The sequence below is a fragment of the Nitratireductor sp. WH36-1 genome (assembly GCF_058725515.1).
This window is the reverse complement of the sequence record NZ_CM178970.1, coordinates 2,976,244-2,992,081: the sequence shown is the minus strand read 5'-3', so window position 1 is coordinate 2,992,081 and position 15,838 is coordinate 2,976,244. Positions and strand designations below refer to the sequence as shown.

Below are 15,838 nucleotides of genomic sequence, written 5' to 3'. Positions count from 1 at the left end.
GTTTCCAGCCAGCTCACCGAACATCGGCCAGGAATTTTTGGCCAGAAGGGATTCCGCATGACTGTGATGACGCCGAAATTCGGCATGGGGGCTTCGGTCCGCCGCAAGGAGGATGCGGCTTTCATCACGGGCCGGGGACACTATACAGACGATTTCCTGCCCGAGGGTACACTGCATCTCTATGTGCTGCGCTCGCCCGTCGCCAAGGCAACCTTCACCATTTCCTCGATTGAGGAAGCGCAGGCGTCGCCGGGCGTTCATCTGGTGCTGACCGGTGCCGATGTGGCGCATCTCAAGGATCTGCGCTCCGGCGCGATGCAGAAGCAGCCCGATGGCACGCGCGCGCCGACGCGCGACATCCCGATTCTCTGCCGCGACCGCGTGCAGTATGTCGGTGATGCCGTGGCGCTCGTGGTGGCCGACAGCCGCGCCCAAGCGCAGGATGCCGCAGAACTGATCGATATCGATTTCGACGATGAAGAGGCGATTGCGGCAACCGCCGAAGCGCTTTCGGAAGACGCGCCGCTGGTCTGGCCGGAACTCGGGTCAAACCGCGCCTTCCTTTATCATGTGGGTGACAAGGAAAAGTCCGACGCCGCCTTTGCCAAAGCGGACCACGTGTCGCGCATCGAGTTCGTCAACAACCGTCTGGTCTGCAATTACATGGAGCCGCGCGCGGCGCTGGCCGAATGGCGCGACGATGAAAACCGCTATGTGCTGACAACCGGCTCGCAGGGCGTGCACTCCATGCGCGGCATTCTGTGCAAGACGTTCGGCATCGAGCCGGAAAACCTCCGGGTCATCACGCCGGATGTGGGCGGCGGTTTTGGCCCGAAAACCTTCGTCTACCGCGAATACGCCATGGTGATGGAAGCCGCGAAGCGCCTTGGCCGTCCGGTCAAGTGGACGGGCGACCGCAACGAGCATTTCATGACCGACGCGCAGGGGCGCGACAATGTCGTGATCGCTGAAATGGCGATGGATTCAGAAGGCCGTTTCCTTGGTCTCCGCGTGGATCTCACGGCCAATATGGGCGCGTATATCTCGCAATATGGCCCGTTCATCCCGTTCGTCGGCGTGTCCATGTCGACGGGCGTCTACGATATTCAGGCGCTCGATGTGACGATCAACGGCGTCTACACCAACACCTGCCCGGTGGATGCCTATCGTGGCGCAGGGCGTCCGGAAGCTGCCTTCCTTCTGGAGAAGCTGGTGGATGTCTGCGCCCGCGATCTCGACATGGGACGCGAGGAAATCCGCCGCCGCAATTTCATCAGGCCCGAGCAGTTCCCCTATCGCACCCAGACCGGCCGTCTCTACGATGTCGGTGAGTTCGAAGGGCATATGAACAAGTGCATGGAAAATGCCGGCTGGAGCACGTTCGATGAGCGGGCGGAGCAGTCGCGCCAAAACAGAAAGCTGCGCGGCATCGGCATGGCCACCTATATCGAGGCCTGCGCCTTCGCAGGCTCCGAGCCGGCCCATGTAAAGCTCAATGACGATGGCACGGTCACGCTTCTGATCGGCACCCAGTCGAACGGGCAGGGGCACGCCACGGCCTATGCGCAGTTCGTGGCCGACAAGCTCAATCTCGACATCGACAAAATCACTGTGCGCCAGGGCGACACGGATGAGCTGGCGTCGGGCGGTGGCACGGGCGGTTCGCGCTCCATTCCGCTGGGCGGCGTCTCCGCCGCGCGCGCCGGTGAAGACCTCGCCGAGAAAATCCGCAAGCTGGCGGCCGACGAACTGGAAGCGTCCGTCGACGATATCGAACTTTCAGGCGGGGCGGCCCGCATCGTCGGTACGGACCGCGCGGTCGATTTCGCAGCCATCGCCAAGGCCGCCAAGGCTCCCGAGGATGTCGAAGGGTTCGGCGAATTCGTGCAGGAAGAGGCGACCTATCCGAACGGCACCCATATCTGCGAGGTCGAGATCGACCCGGATACGGGCCGCACGGAGGTGCTCGATTACTGGATCGTCGATGATTTCGGCGCAACGGTGAACCCGATCCTGCTGGCCGGCCAGGTGCATGGCGGCGTTGCCCAGGGGCTCGGACAGGCGCTGACGGAAGACACGGTCTATGGCGAAGACGGCCAGCTCATCACGGCCAGCTTCATGGATTACGCCATGCCGCGCGCCGATGATCTGCCTTTCATCCATTTCGAGACGCGCAACGTGCCGTCCACCACCAATGCCATGGGCATCAAGGGGGCGGGCGAGGCCGGCACCATTGGCGCAACGCCGGCGGTTCTGAACGCAGTCACGGATGCGCTCTACCGCGCTCACGGCATCGACCATATCGACATGCCGACCACGCCATCGCGCGTCTGGGAGGCTATCCGCATGGCCCGGGAGGCAGACGCGGCATGAGGCAGGCCTGCGCATACGCCCTGGAATGCTCTCCCATCCCCAGAAGCTGCTTTTCAGGATTTTAGAGAATGCCTGCTGTGACCGAACTCGGCGCCGAACGCCAGCCACTCATCGGCATCGCGCTGAAAGTCATCTCGGTCTCCATCTTCGTCGTCATGTCTTCGCTGATCAAATCGGCGGGGACCGTGCCGTCCGGACAGATCGTCTTCTATCGCTCCTTCTTCGCGATCTTCCCGATCCTCGCCATGCTCGCCTGGCGCAAGGAGCTGTCGACCGCCTTTCGCACCACGCATCCCGTCAGCCACATCATGCGTGGCCTTGTCGGCGTGACCTCCATGGGGCTCGGCTTCTTCGCGCTCACGCGCCTGCCGCTGCCTGACGCGATCACCCTCAATTACGCGCAGCCGCTCATCGTGGTGGTGTTTTCGGCCATCTTCATGGGCGAGATCGTGCGCGTCTATCGCTGGAGCGCCGTGGCCGTCGGCTTTATCGGCGTCATCATCATCGCGTGGCCGAAACTCACCCTTTTGACCGGGGACGCCGGTCTTGAGGCCGCGCAGGCGGTGGGCGTCATCGCGGCTCTTTGCGCAGCGACGGGCTCTGCCGTCGCCATGCTTCTCGTCCGTCGGCTGGTGCAGACGGAAAAGACCGCCACCATTGTTCTCTGGTTTTCCGTCACGGCCACGGTGCTGGCGCTCTTCACCATCCCGTTCGGCTGGGCAGACCTGACGCGCGATCAGTATCTGGCCCTTGCCGGGGCGGGCGTGTGCGGTGGCGTCGCGCAGATCCTCATGACGGAGTGCTACCGCCATGCGGAGCTCTCCACCATCGCGCCGTTCGAATACACCTCGATGCTGCTTGCCATCATCATCGGCTATTTCGCCTTTGGCGATGTGCCGACCATCTACACGCTGGTCGGCGGCACCATCGTCATCAGCGCCGGTCTGTTCATCATCTGGCGCGAGCGCAGGCTTGGCCTCCGGCGCGTTGCCGCGCGCCGCTTCGTGCCGCCGGCCTCCTGAAGGCCGGCGCAGCCGCGCCGCCTTTTCAAAGGTCGATGGGCAGGTCGGGCCAGAGCGATCCGTAGCGCTCTTCTTCCTTCAGGCTGTGGCTGCCGAAATGATAGCGAAAGCCCGCGAAGACGCCGTGTGAAACCGTCTTCTCGGCGCTGCCATCGGCCTGCGCCAGCTGGTAGCGATAGCCGCCAAAGCTGCTGAACGGCAGCTCGTGCGGCCGGTAGCTCACCTCCGCGCCGAGCCCGTAGATGACCGGGTCGTCCTCGATGGTGAGAGGGCGCTCATAAGTGCCCTGAAGGCCAAGGCGAAACTGATCCGTCACATAGTAGCGTGCGCCAAGCATGGTGAAGACGCTGTCGCTCTCCTCCTGCTCGGTCATATTCCGGCGCAGACCGGCTGCGGCCAGAAGCGTGGTCTTCTCCGAAAAGAGCGCTGCCTCCAGGCCGCCGGCCGCACTGTCCACGCGTTTCCATTCATCGCCTGCGATGGCGGTTGCCGGCTTTGCGCGTTCGGTCGCCAGACTGCCGAAGGCTCCAAGCGCATAGCGCTTCGGGTCGCGATGATAGAGATGCGCTGTACCCTGCGTGCGCTGTCGCCTGTCGCCGTTCAGCTCCGAGTGCCGGTGCTTCACATTGCCCTGCACGTTCCAGCCCGCGCCGATCCGTCGGTTGGCTTTTGCCGAGACGGAAACAGTCGAGCTGCGCCCGCTTTCGCCGGCCACCCTGCCATCGCCATCCGACTGGCGATATTCGATCACACCCATGGTGCGCGCATGCCTGATGGAGCCGCTCTGGGCACTCCGATACCGCTCCAGCGCCTCATGCGCCAGAAGATCAGCACCGAATGCCTGGCTGGGCAGGAATGCAAAAGTAAGAATCAGAAAGAGAAAAAGAAGAACCACGCGCCCCCCGGATATAACGCGAACACACATGCTCGACTCCGGGACGTTGTTGAGGCTGTCGACTGTGCCCCAACAGGGTTAATGCGGGCTTAAGCGGCTCTACGCGCCAGCGCCTTCCAGCTTCACCTTGATCGCAAGAAGGTCATGCCATGCGAGCTTCTTGTGGGCGGGGTTGCGCAGCAGATAGGCCGGGTGCAGCGTCGGCATGGTCGGAATTTCCTGACCACCCGGCGTCTTGTGCAGCGCCCAGTTGCCGCGCATGCGCATGATGCCCGTCTGCGTGTTGAGCAGCAGCTTCGTCGAAGGGTTGCCCAGCGTCACCAGAACTTTCGGCGCGACCAGCTCGATATGGCGCTCGATGAAAGGGCGGCAGATCTCCGTCTCAAGCGGAGATGGATCGCGGTTGCCCGGCGGCCGCCACGGGATGACATTGGAAATGTAGACCGATGTGCGGTCGAGGCCGATAGCCGCCAGCATGCGGTCGAGCAGCTTGCCGGAGCGCCCGACAAAGGGCAGGCCCTGAAGATCCTCGTCACGGCCGGGCGCTTCGCCCACAAGCATCACGGCGGCCTGCGGGTTGCCGTCGGAGAAGACGGTGTTCTTCGCGGTCGTTTTCAGATTGCAGCCATCGAAGGCGGCAAGCTGTTCGCGCAGTTCCTCCAGCGTGTTTGCGCTTTTGGCGATCTCGCGTGCGCGGGCTGCCTGCGCATCATCGGGAATGGCCGCGCGCTGCGAACTTGGAAGGGGCGGCGCCTGGATCTGCGCTGCCGGCGCTTTCTTCTTCTGCTCCTGCGCGGCTGGCGTGCGGCGTGCGGCGCGCTTTTCCGCCTCGACCCGAGTTTCCTCAAACCGGTCGGCGGCAGATTCCAGCAGGGACTCATCCACGCCGGCATCGGCGTAGAACGTCAGAAGCTCCCTTAGTCCTGCGGAATCCATCGTGCCCGAAATCCTGCCCGAAATCCTGATTGTCGCCGGTTGGCGTTGAAGCGGCACTTTCTCTTTCTTTGCCTGCCGTTGCAAGTTCACGAAGCGGGAATGCGTGGATCCTGCACCAGATAAAAGACCGGCTGGGGCGTCAGATCGGTAATCAGCAGGCGAAATGTGACGGAATGCCCCGCATCCACCGTACCGGACTGAAAGAGCAGTCGGTCATGGGGCTCGAATTTGCGGTCGTGGCTTTTAAAGGCGTCAGAGCCCACATGGTCGCTGCCCACATTGCGCTGGTCGAACGAAAGCCCGTCCCCATAGACGCTGGAAACCCCGCGCTTCTCCTGAAGTTCGAACTCGAATTCCACCCAGGGCAGATTGCTCGCATTCAGCGTTTCGATCTCGATGAAGAGATAGCCCGCGCCCGCGCGCTCGTCATAGGCATAGCGCGGCGTCTCTCCGATGAGGCGAATGACCATCACCACCGCCGATGCGGTGTAGAGTTCCTGTTGAAGGATGACGGGATCACCGCGCGAACCGCTGCCGGAAACCGCGCGGATGCGAAACCCGCCGCTCTCGTCCGAGAAGGCGTATGGCCCCGCCTGCCAGCGCCCGTCATCTCCCGGCTCCGCAGCCAGCAGGCATGCGAGCAGGGGCAGGGCTATCATGGTTGCGGCGCGAGGCAGGATAACACCTCCCTTCCTGCCGCATTATAGCGCCATCGGTACTTTCCGCGAAATGGAATGGCGTTAGCCCAATTCAGCTGCCCAGTTCAGCCGCCCACTTGCCAGTTCGAGATCGTCTGAGAGGGATAGACCAGCTGAAGAATGTTGAGCGTCAGGTTGTCGCGGATCATCACGGCCATGAAGATCTCGGTCGCCACCACCAGAACGATGCTCAGCCATACTGGCGATATGCGGGCAACGAAGAAGCCGACAATCGTCGCGGCGGTATCAGAGAGCGAGTTCAGCACGCTGTCGCCGTAATACCCCTCCGCCAGCGCCGATTCCCGATAGCGGTTGATCACCATCGGCGTGTTTTCGGCCATCTCCCATGCCGCTTCGAGACCCACCGCCAGCGCGAGGCGAATTCCAATCGGCAGGCGCGGCGCGACAAGCCAGAGCAGCGCATAGAAAAGAAGGCCATGGAGAAAGTGCGAATAGGTGTACCAGTCGCCGATATGCTGCGAGGTTTCCGGTCCCGACGGATCCGAATACCAGAGTTTGACCGTGCCGCAGTCGCAGATGGTCGTCTGCCCCATCAGCTTCAGAAACAGCGCCTGTATCGCCAGAATACCGAGAACGCAGAACGCGGTGATCGCAACCGGTCTTTGCCGATATGCTCTCAGAAGCGCATTTTCACTCGCATTCACGCGCACGATCTCCTTCTCAATTGGAGCATCGGGCTCAATTCGGAACATCCAGCTGACGGCCGGATTGCATTCTTGCCTGACGCTCTCGAAACCGCGCGACACTGATGGGATTCGGGAAGGCTGGCAAACAGGAATTGCCCACCACCAGATTGCCCAATATTTACGTTTACGTTAAAGTAAGTGTTGTGCTTGCAGCAATCAGGAATGGGTTGATGCAACTTCTCTGGTTTCGATAGGGGCGCGGATGCGCTATAGCCCGGCGTTGAAACCGTTATGCGGGGCTGATTTGTATCCGGTCCGCACCGGCCCATATTCGGGTCGAAACCATGGTGCGCTAGAGAAAAAGACTGCGGAGGGTTAAATGAGCGAGATGGAACGCGAAAGCATGGAATTCGATGTGGTCATCGTCGGCGCAGGGCCGGCAGGACTGGCCGCATCCATCAGGCTCAAGCAGCTCGATCCCGAGCTTTCCATCGTCGTGCTCGAAAAGGGCGGTGAGGTTGGCGCGCACATCCTGTCGGGCGCGGTTGTCGATCCCATCGGCATCGATCGCCTGCTTCCCGACTGGCGTGAAGATCCTGACCACCCGTTCAAGACGCCGGTCACCGACGACCAGTTTCTGGTGCTGGGGCCGGCAGGCTCCATCCGTCTGCCCAATTTCCTCATGCCGCCGCTCATGAACAATCACGGCAATTACGCCGTGTCGCTGGGCAATGTGTGCCGCTGGCTCGCCGGCCATGCCGAGGCGCTTGGCGTCGAAATCTATCCGGGCTTCGCCGCAGCCGAAGTTCTCTACAATGACGAAGGCGCAGTCATCGGCGTCGCCACTGGCGACATGGGCGTCGAGCGTGATGGCTCGCACGGTCCCAACTACCAGCCGGGCATGGCGCTTCTGGGCAAATATGTGCTGATCGGTGAGGGCGTGCGCGGCTCGCTCGCCAAGCAGCTCATCGCCCGGTTCGGTCTCGATGAAGAGCGTGAGCCGCAGAAGTTCGGCATCGGCCTCAAGGAGCTCTGGGAGGTCAAGCCGGAGAACCACAAGCCCGGTCTCGTCCAGCACTCCTTTGGCTGGCCACTCGACATGAAAACCGGCGGCGGTTCCTTCCTCTATCATCTGGAAAACAACCAGGTGGCGGTCGGCTTTGTGGTTCACCTGAACTACAAGAACCCCTTCCTCTCGCCGTTCCAGGAGTTCCAGCGCTTCAAGACGCATCCGGCCATTCGCGACACGTTCGAGGGTGGCAAGCGCCTCTCCTATGGCGCGCGCGCCATTACCGAGGGCGGCTGGCAGTCCGTGCCCAAGCTCGTTTTCCCGGGCGGCGCGCTCATCGGCTGTTCAGCAGGCTTCGTCAACGTGCCGCGCATCAAGGGCTCGCACAATGCGGTTCTGTCCGGCATGCTCGCCGCCGAACACGTTGTCGAGGCGCTCGGGGCAGGGCGCACCAATGACACGCTTGAAGGCTATGAGGCCGCCTGGCGCTCCTCAGACATCGGCAAGGACCTGAAGAAGGTCCGCAACGTCAAGCCGCTCTGGTCGCGCTTCGGCACGCTTCTGGGCGTCGGCATCGGCGGTCTCGACATGTGGCTGAACTCGCTGTTCGGCGTTTCGCCCTTCGGCACGATGAAGCACGGCAAGACCGATGCCGCCTCGCTTGAGCCGGCCGCGAAACACGCGCCCATCGATTACCCCAAGCCCGATGGCGTTCTCACCTTCGACCGTCTCTCCTCGGTCTTCCTGTCCAACACCAACCATGAGGAAGAGCAACCCGTTCATCTTCAGGTGAAGGACATGGAGCTGCAGAAGACTTCGGAATACGGCGTCTTTGCCGGCCCGTCCTCGCGCTATTGCCCGGCGGGCGTCTATGAATGGGTGGATGCCGACGGCAACGCGCTGACCGATGGCAGCGATGTGGCTGACGCGCGTTTTGTCATCAACGCGCAGAACTGCGTCCACTGCAAAACCTGCGATATCAAGGACCCGAACCAGAACATCAACTGGGTGCCGCCGCAGGGTGGCGAAGGGCCCGTCTACACCGGGATGTAACCGCATTGTCCGATCATGAAACCGGCGCCGCCGAAGCCAGCCCCGTCGATGAAGAGGCGCTGGCCGAAGCCTATAATCGCGCGCTTGCACTGGAAAAGGCGGGCGATCTCGACGCCGCCGCCGGGGCCTACAGGGAAGTTCTGGCGCTGGATCCCGCCGATCATGGCGGGGCAGCCGTGCGGCTCGCCAGCATGGGGCGCGGCGAAACGCCGACACGCGCCTCGGAGGCCTATGTCGCGACGCTGTTCGACCAGCACGCCGGTGAATTCGAAAGCATCCTCGTAGACCAGCTCGGCTACGATGTGCCCGCACTTGTACGCCAGGCGCTGGAAGAGATCGCACCCGGCCCTTATGAGCGCATGCTCGATCTTGGTTGCGGTACCGGTCTTGCCGGCGAGGTGCTGCGCGATATGGCGGCCCACATCACCGGCGTCGATCTCTCCGAAACGATGATCGAGGTCACCGACGAGAAAGAGCTCTACGACGCCCTATATGTGGGCGATGCGGTGGACTTTCTTCAGCATGCCGATGTCGAACCCTTCGACCTGATCACGGCGACGGATGTTCTGCCTTATCTCGGTGAGCTGGAAGCCTTCTTCGAAGGCGCTGCGGAACTCGCCACGGATGGCGCGGTTCTCGCTTTCTCAAGCGAGACCCTGCCGGATGAAACGCTTGCCGGCCGCCCCTTCATGGTTGGCCCGCACCAGCGCTTTGCCCATGCGCAGGCCTATCTCGGCAAAATGCTTGCCGATCACGGCTTCGCCGGTCTGGCGATTGGCGACATCGTGGTGCGGCATGAAATGGGCCAGCCGGTGCCGGGGCATCTGGTCATCGCCCGAAAGCAGAAAGCCGATTAGCGCACCGTGCTTTCAACAGGTTAGGGCGTCCTTTGTGCGTCCGGATGGACGCACGGCGCTCTAACCGGCGTTTTGCGCCAGCTTTACCTCAAGGATGTTCTGTTCGGCGTCAGGCATGATGCCGAATTCGAACAGGACGGGCAGGTGGTCGGAACCGGCATCCCGCGGTCGCGAGATGGCAATCGGCATGATCCGTCCCTTGCTGAACACATGGTCGATGGGCAGGCCTGCAACCCGGCGAACGGGTTCGGGAACCAGACGCTTCAGCCAGGTCGGGCCAACGCCCGGCACAAGATCCAGCTCACCGGCAGCCGCAACACGATGCGCCGTTGCGCTCCACGGCGTTGCGTTCAGATCGCCTGCAAGGATCGCCGTCTTGCCGAGCCGCTGCAGAACCGGCGTCACGCGCTCCACCTGGCGATGCTGTTCATAGGGCCAGGGCCAGCCGAGATGCAGCGCGGCGATCTCCACCGGATCTGCGCCAAGGCGCACCGTCGCCACGGCCATCGAGCCGCGATCATAGCACGCATAGGCGGATGAGCTGGCGAAAGGGCGGCGGGAGAGAATGGCAACGCCGCCGATCCGGGCCGGCGGCGGGCAGATCACGCGGTAGGGGTAGGTGGCTTCAAGGAACTTCAGTTCCTGCACCCACATGCTTGAAACCTCGTTCAGCGTCACGATGTCCGGCCGGGTCTGGCCGATCAGCGAAAACACCTGTTTTGGGGTGGGGTTGTCGTAGCGCAGGTTCATCTGGAGGAGCCGGTAGCGCGCAGCCGGCATGTCGGCGGCTTCGGCTCTGGCCGTTCCTGCCGCATTCTGTCCCGGCAAAAGCGTTGCGCTCAGGGCTGCAAGGCCGAGCACGGTTCCTGCCGCACCGATCTGCCGCCAGCCCCGTATGAAGATCAGAGGCAGGGAGAGAATGGCGATCAGCACCGCCAGATGCATCCGAAAATGCGCCATGGCGTCGAAGGCCGGGTGCAGCCGGCCCCAATAGCCGGCCACGAGGGGCACCGAAATCAGAACCGCGCCGATTGCCAGAATTGCCGGCAGTGCGGATGCGGTTCTGCTCTTCTTCATCTCTCGCGCCTTGTTTGCTGCGTGTCCCTTGAGATACGCGGGCTAGCCGTTCTTTTGGGCTATTGGAAGGCGGTTTCGAAAAAGCTTCTCAGCTTGCGCGAATGGAGCCGTTCTGGCGGCATTTCCGCAAGTTTCTCGACCGCCCGCATGCCGATCTTGAGATGCTGGGAGACCTGCCGCTTGTAAAAGTCGGTGGCCATGCCCGGCAGCTTCAGTTCGCCATGAAGCGGCTTGTCCGAAACGCAAAGCAGCGTGCCGTAGGGCACGCGGAAGCGGAAGCCATTGGCCGCGATGGTGGCCGATTCCATATCCAGCGCAATCGCCCGCGACTGCGAGAGCCGCTGCACGGGGCCGCGCTGTTCGCGCAGTTCCCAGTTGCGGTTGTCGATGGTCGCCACCGTGCCGGTGCGCATGATGCGCTTCAGCTCATAGCCGGAAAGGCCGGTGGTCTCCGCTACCGCTTCCTGCAACGCAACCTGCACCTCTGCAAGTGCGGGCAGCGGCACCCACACCGGCAGATCGTCGTCAAGCACATGGTCTTCGCGCACATAGGCATGCGCCAGAACGTAATCGCCCAGCGCCTGCGAGTTTCTGAGCCCCGCGCAATGGCCGAGCATCAGCCAGGCATGCGGGCGCAGAACCGCCACATGGTCGGTGATCGTCTTGGCGTTGGAGGGGCCGACGCCGATGTTCACCATGGTGATGCCGGCGTGACCGTCACGCTTCAGATGATAGGCGGGCATCTGCGGCAGACGCGCCGGCGTGCTGGCCGAAGGGCTCGTCTCGCCGGCCTTGGTGATCACATTGCCGGGCTCCACGAAGGCCGTGTAGCCCTTGCCGCCTTCGGCCATCATCTCGCGGGCGAGGGCGCAGAACTCGTCAATGTAGAACTGATAGTTCGTGAACAGCACGAAGTTCTGGAAATGCGCAGGCGCCGTCGCCGTATAGTGCGACAGCCGGTGCAGCGAATAGTCGACGCGCTGCGCCGTGAAGGGGGCCAGCGGTTCCGGTTCTCCTGCCGGCGTCTCATGGGTGCCATTGACGATGTGGTCATCGGTGGCGTTCAGATCCGGCACGTCGAACAGATCGCGCAGTGGCCGTTTCAGCCGGTCGGCGATGGAGCCTTCCACATAGGTGTCCTGCAGGAAGGCGAAGTGCAGCGGGATCGGCGTTTCCGATTCCGACACGGTCACCGGCACGCCGTGATTGCGGATCACCAGGCTCAGCTGGTCGATCAGATAATCGTCGAAGAGATCGGGCCGGGTGATCGTGGTCGCATAGACACCGGGTGCCGCCACATGGCCATAGGCCAGCCGCGTGTCGATCTGGGCGTAGGTGGCGGTGGCGAGGCTGACTTCGGGATAGAAGGCGCGGAAGCGGCAATCGCTCTCGCCTTCTTTGGAAACCTGCGCAAACGCATCGCGCAGGAATGCGGTGTTGCGCTCATAGAGCGCTTTCAACGCCGCGACGGCTTCGCGGGCATCGGTAAAGCTCTTCCGGGCGTAGGGCTCCGGACTTGAAATCGTCTGAATGGGCTGAGGATAGATTCTGTGTTCCATGGCCTTTTATATGGATTTTCCCGGTCTTCTCAAGGCCCGGTTGCGGCATCCATGGTCTGCTCGCGCACTTCCAGGTGGTAGGGAGAGCCCTCCTAGCGCGAGCGCTGCAGGCTGACCATCAGAACGAGACCGGCGCCACTCGACCTGTCATAACGCCCTTCGATGATGTTTTCATCACCGGCGCGCACATTCTGGACCGCCAGAAGCGGCGAGCCGATCAGCATCGCGAACATCAGTCCCTTGGCCATATGTGTCATTGTCTGCAACATCACCAACCCCACTTCTTTCCTGCCGTTCAGCGCCGCACCGTCTGGCCGCAAAACGCGTTGTCATCGGTCATGCAGGCGAAAGGCCTGCCGCCCTGCCAGCGGTCGGAAGACCGGCCGGCCTCTGCAACGAGGATCGCCAGGCCCATGCCGAACAGGGCTGCAATCAGGCAGACAATCGAAAATCGGCGTATCAGCATCGGGCTCTTCCTCTTTGTTGCCATCAATGTGGCAGGGGACGGCTGAACCGATACTGATGGGGGCATTCATCCGGCGTTCAGCACCGTTAACACGGCGGTTAACACTCGATGACAGATCGTTTATCGGCGCGTGTGTTGCAAAACGGGCGGGCGGTGCTTACCTGCCCCAATGTTGCCACGATCCTCCCCCGACCGCGTGGCTCTGAACCCTTGGAGGCAGACAAGCATGACCACCCAGATCAAGCCGATTGAACTTCATTACTGGCCGACACCAAACGGCTGGAAAGTCACCATCTTTCTTGAAGAGACCGGACTTCCCTATGCCGTGCACTATGTGAACATCGGCAAGGGCGAGCAGTTCGAGCCGTCCTTCCTGAAGATCGCACCGAACAACCGCATGCCCGCCATCATCGATCCCGAAGGCCCGGGCGGCGAGCCCATCTCCGTTTTCGAGTCGGGTGCGATCCTGCAATATCTTGGCCGCAAAACGGGCAAGTTCTATCCCACGGACGAGCGCGCCCGCGTGGAAGTCGATCAGTGGCTGTTCTGGCAGATGGGCGGTCTTGGCCCGATGGCCGGTCAGGCGCACCATTTCCGCAAATATGCGCCCGAGAAAGTGCCCTACGGCATCGAGCGCTACACCAATGAGGTCAACCGCCTTTACGGCGTGATGGATCGTCGTCTTGCCGACCGCGCCTATCTGGCGGGCGATGAGTACACGATTGCAGACATGGCCTGCGTTGGCTGGATCAAGCCCTATGAGCAGCAGGGGCAGGACCTCAACGATTTCCCGAACCTGAAGCGCTGGTTCGAAACCGTCATGGCCCGGCCGGCGGTCATTCGCGCGCTCGAGGTTGGTCAGACGCATCGCAGCAATCTGGCCGAGGACAAGGAGGCCCAGAAGGTTCTCTTTGGTCAGCGCGCAAGCTGATCCCTGTCCGGAATGCAAAAAGCGGGCGATCCCGGTCGCCCGCTTTTCTTTATCGTCAACCCAATCTCAGACGTTAGCCAAGCCTGATCAGCAGTATGGCCAGGATCAGAATGCCTACGCCCACCCAGCTTGTCAGGTTGAGGCGCTGGCCGAAAACGAGCCACACGGCGATGGCCGTGCCCAGGATCGACAGCACGCCCCACACCGCATAGGCGATGAAAAGATCCATGCCGGTGACGGCCAGTGCGAGCAGCGCGAACGCCGCCATGATCAGAAGAACTGCCGCAACGCCCCAGCCTCTGCGGGCAAAGCCGTTCGATTTTTCCAGCGCCAGATTGGCCATGATGTCGAGCGCCACCGAGCCGAGCACATATCCCATATAGATGGTCATCGCTTCTGCTCCTGCTGGTGGTGGCCATAATTGATTATAACAATGCCCAGCAGCGCCACGCCGATGCCGACCGCCTGCATGGTCGAGATGCTCTCATCCAGCAGATAGAGCGATGCAAGCGCGATCAGGATCATGCCGAGCCCTTCCCAGAAGGCGTTGGCCAGCGCCACCGGTATGCGCAGCGTCGCTTTGCCCAGAAAGAGATAGGCCATGGCGACCATGAAGATTGCGGCAAGTGTCCCCTGGGCAAGCTGGCCCGCGGACACCAGGAATTTCATCAGTGTGGTCCCGACAACTTCTGCGGAGACCGCAGCGATCAGATAGAACCAGTGCAATTTCGTCCTCGTGATGTAAGATCAAATTTAATGTCACTTGATTGAGATATCCGCCTTTTCGACGTATGAGAAATCGCTGAGTGACAAGAATTTTGACGAAAGGCCGTTCCAATGCGGCTCGACTACCTGGAGTATTTTGAGGCTGCGGCGCGAACCGGCTCCATTTCGGGCGCAGCGGTGCAGCTGGGCCGCAACCGTTCCACGGTCAGCATGGCCATTGCCGCGCTGGAGGATGAGCTGGGTGCGGAGCTTTTCGTGCGGCGCGGCAACAGCCTCACCCTGTCGCCGGTCGGCGAGCATATTCTGGACGACTGCGCCCGTATCATCGCGCTTTCCAACAGCATCATCGAGCGTTGTGCGCGCGGCGAGGAGACTGCGGGCCAGGAGTTGCGGATCGGTCGCGACGACGTGCTTTCTGAAAATTTTTGGCGCCACGTAATCCGCTCCATCAGGCGCGCGCGGCCGGATGTGCGCCTGAGCATGCGCTACGCGGAAAGCGACGTGCTGCCAGAGCTGGTGCGCGAGGGGCAGCTGGACATTGCCTATTTCATCGCTTCAGGCCGGTCCGGTCCCGCCAGCGGGCTTTACAGCCGTGTCATCGCGCGGATTGGCATGCGCATGATGGTCGCGCGTGGTCACCCGCTCGCCGCGATGAGCTATGTCGCCGATGCGGATCTCTCCATCCTGCCGCAGATCACCTATCTCGACAGCACGCAGCATGAGCGCTTCCACCTCGACGCCATGGGCAGCGAGCGGATTGCGCTGAGTAGTTTTGAACTCGGCAAGGATGCGATCTGCGACGGTCTGGGCTGGGGCTATGTGCCCGAATCCCTGCTGTCGGAAGAAGACTACGCGCAGCTCGGCCAGATCAATCATGGTCTGGGCGCTGCGTGGTATCCCTATTTCGTCTGCAGCCGCGAGCCGCTGGCCGCCAAGGGGCAGGCCAGGGAGCCGCTACAGTCGCGCGCGCACGACATCATTCTCACACAGATGCGCAGCGATGGGCTGATTGCAGATTAAAACCTCCACGCGCCTTGCAGGGGTAAGGCGCGCGGAGGCATTGAGCTGGAGGGTTTTGCCTGCCCCTGGAGCGCTTCCGCTTTTCGCTGAATCGCGAAAGCGCTCTAAGGCATTGTTTTGCGCAATTCCGGACGGAAAACCGGTTCCCACCTTTCCTGGAATTGCTTTAGATGCGGGACCAGGTCTGGTTGCGGCAGATCAGGCCGCCAAGAACGCAGCCGCCCATCTTCAGATTGTTGCCGGTGAGGGTGCCCTTGCCGGAATAGGTCTTGTCCTTGGCCGGGTCGGTGATCTTGCCGGTGTACTTGTTGCTGCCCGCTGCCTGGAACGTGCCGATCTTCTTGCCGGCGAACTTTCCACTTTTCAGCGTGATGCAATAGGAACCGCCGCAGGGGGCGATCTGCGCGGTCGCGCCCGATTCCGTTTTCCAGTTCCCCTCGATCGGGTCGGCCATGGCGACACCGCCGGCAAGCAGCAGGGCCGCACCGCCCAGAAAGAGTTTGCCAATCATCATTCTTCCTCCCAATGACGTTGCAGCTGCAAGCTTACGCGAACGTAAACGTAATACA

General features: G+C 62.0%; 17 protein-coding genes. 6 read left to right on the top strand and 11 right to left on the bottom strand.

Annotated features, from left to right (window positions below; genetic code table 11):
* The first annotated feature begins 57 nt into the window (after positions 1-57).
* The gene (locus AC4PTT_RS14495) at positions 58-2,373 is read left to right on the top strand and encodes a xanthine dehydrogenase family protein molybdopterin-binding subunit (RefSeq protein ID WP_492161508.1); all 2,316 of its coding nucleotides are present in this window, start codon (positions 58-60) and stop codon (positions 2,371-2,373) included.
* A 68-nt stretch (positions 2,374-2,441) separates the two neighbouring features.
* Positions 2,442-3,395, top strand: coding sequence for a DMT family transporter (locus AC4PTT_RS14490; RefSeq protein WP_113154626.1), 954 nt, complete (start codon positions 2,442-2,444; stop codon positions 3,393-3,395).
* A gap of 25 nt (positions 3,396-3,420) precedes the next feature.
* Here the strand turns inward: AC4PTT_RS14490 and AC4PTT_RS14485 are convergent, their stop codons facing one another.
* The 4 genes from AC4PTT_RS14485 to AC4PTT_RS14470 all read right to left on the bottom strand — a co-directional run bounded on the left by AC4PTT_RS14485 (position 3,421) and on the right by AC4PTT_RS14470 (position 6,589).
* Positions 3,421-4,290 carry a hypothetical protein gene (locus tag AC4PTT_RS14485; protein WP_492161507.1) on the bottom strand — a complete coding sequence of 290 codons (870 nt, stop codon included), beginning with the start codon at positions 4,288-4,290 and terminating at the stop codon, positions 3,421-3,423.
* Positions 4,291-4,389: 99 nt separating this feature from the next.
* Positions 4,390-5,226 carry a uracil-DNA glycosylase gene (locus tag AC4PTT_RS14480; RefSeq protein ID WP_492161506.1) on the bottom strand — a complete coding sequence of 279 codons (837 nt, stop codon included), beginning with the start codon at positions 5,224-5,226 and terminating at the stop codon, positions 4,390-4,392.
* 86 nt (positions 5,227-5,312) lie between these two features.
* Complete coding sequence (locus AC4PTT_RS14475; RefSeq protein WP_492161505.1) at positions 5,313-5,885, bottom strand: hypothetical protein; 573 nt, start codon at positions 5,883-5,885, stop codon at positions 5,313-5,315.
* Between the two features lie 104 nt (positions 5,886-5,989).
* Positions 5,990-6,589 carry a DUF2585 family protein gene (locus AC4PTT_RS14470; RefSeq protein WP_245447508.1) on the bottom strand — a complete coding sequence of 200 codons (600 nt, stop codon included), beginning with the start codon at positions 6,587-6,589 and terminating at the stop codon, positions 5,990-5,992.
* 361 nt (positions 6,590-6,950) lie between these two features.
* Here AC4PTT_RS14470 and AC4PTT_RS14465 point away from each other — a divergent pair, with 361 nt between their 5' ends.
* Positions 6,951-8,633 carry an electron transfer flavoprotein-ubiquinone oxidoreductase gene (locus AC4PTT_RS14465; RefSeq protein WP_206553992.1) on the top strand — a complete coding sequence of 561 codons (1,683 nt, stop codon included), beginning with the start codon at positions 6,951-6,953 and terminating at the stop codon, positions 8,631-8,633.
* Between the two features lie 5 nt (positions 8,634-8,638).
* Entirely contained in the window at positions 8,639-9,490 is an 852-nt protein-coding gene (locus tag AC4PTT_RS14460) for a class I SAM-dependent DNA methyltransferase (RefSeq protein WP_492161504.1), read from the top strand.
* 60 nt (positions 9,491-9,550) lie between these two features.
* On the opposite strand, the gene AC4PTT_RS14455 is transcribed toward AC4PTT_RS14460, so the two are convergent.
* From AC4PTT_RS14455 to AC4PTT_RS14440, 4 genes are all read right to left on the bottom strand, one after another.
* Positions 9,551-10,567: an endonuclease/exonuclease/phosphatase family protein gene (locus AC4PTT_RS14455; protein WP_492161503.1), complete on the bottom strand. Its 1,017-nt coding sequence runs from the start codon at positions 10,565-10,567 to the stop codon at positions 9,551-9,553.
* Positions 10,568-10,626: 59 nt separating this feature from the next.
* A complete protein-coding gene (locus AC4PTT_RS14450) occupies positions 10,627-12,126 on the bottom strand; it encodes an AMP nucleosidase (RefSeq protein ID WP_113154633.1) in 1,500 nt (499 codons plus the stop codon).
* A gap of 92 nt (positions 12,127-12,218) precedes the next feature.
* Positions 12,219-12,395 (bottom strand): hypothetical protein, encoded by a 177-nt coding sequence (locus tag AC4PTT_RS14445; RefSeq protein WP_162742260.1) that lies wholly within the window; start codon positions 12,393-12,395, stop codon positions 12,219-12,221.
* A gap of 26 nt (positions 12,396-12,421) precedes the next feature.
* Positions 12,422-12,592: a hypothetical protein gene (locus AC4PTT_RS14440; RefSeq protein WP_206545936.1), complete on the bottom strand. Its 171-nt coding sequence runs from the start codon at positions 12,590-12,592 to the stop codon at positions 12,422-12,424.
* Positions 12,593-12,818: 226 nt separating this feature from the next.
* On the opposite strand from AC4PTT_RS14440, the gene AC4PTT_RS14435 reads away from it, so the two are divergent.
* Positions 12,819-13,523 (top strand): glutathione S-transferase family protein, encoded by a 705-nt coding sequence (locus AC4PTT_RS14435; RefSeq protein WP_206545937.1) that lies wholly within the window; start codon positions 12,819-12,821, stop codon positions 13,521-13,523.
* Between the two features lie 73 nt (positions 13,524-13,596).
* Here AC4PTT_RS14435 and AC4PTT_RS14430 read toward each other — a convergent pair whose 3' ends face one another.
* The gene (locus tag AC4PTT_RS14430) at positions 13,597-13,914 is read right to left on the bottom strand and encodes an SMR family transporter (RefSeq protein ID WP_113154635.1); all 318 of its coding nucleotides are present in this window, start codon (positions 13,912-13,914) and stop codon (positions 13,597-13,599) included.
* The gene (locus AC4PTT_RS14425) at positions 13,911-14,249 is read right to left on the bottom strand and encodes a DMT family transporter (protein WP_113154636.1); all 339 of its coding nucleotides are present in this window, start codon (positions 14,247-14,249) and stop codon (positions 13,911-13,913) included. The genes AC4PTT_RS14430 and AC4PTT_RS14425 overlap by 4 nt, the downstream gene beginning before the upstream one ends.
* Positions 14,250-14,360: 111 nt before the next feature.
* Here AC4PTT_RS14425 and AC4PTT_RS14420 point away from each other — a divergent pair, with 111 nt between their 5' ends.
* Positions 14,361-15,269: a LysR family transcriptional regulator gene (locus AC4PTT_RS14420; protein ID WP_113154637.1), complete on the top strand. Its 909-nt coding sequence runs from the start codon at positions 14,361-14,363 to the stop codon at positions 15,267-15,269.
* A 166-nt stretch (positions 15,270-15,435) separates the two neighbouring features.
* On the opposite strand, the gene AC4PTT_RS14415 is transcribed toward AC4PTT_RS14420, so the two are convergent.
* Positions 15,436-15,780: a DUF2147 domain-containing protein gene (locus AC4PTT_RS14415; protein ID WP_206546034.1), complete on the bottom strand. Its 345-nt coding sequence runs from the start codon at positions 15,778-15,780 to the stop codon at positions 15,436-15,438.
* Positions 15,781-15,838 lie beyond the last annotated feature (58 nt).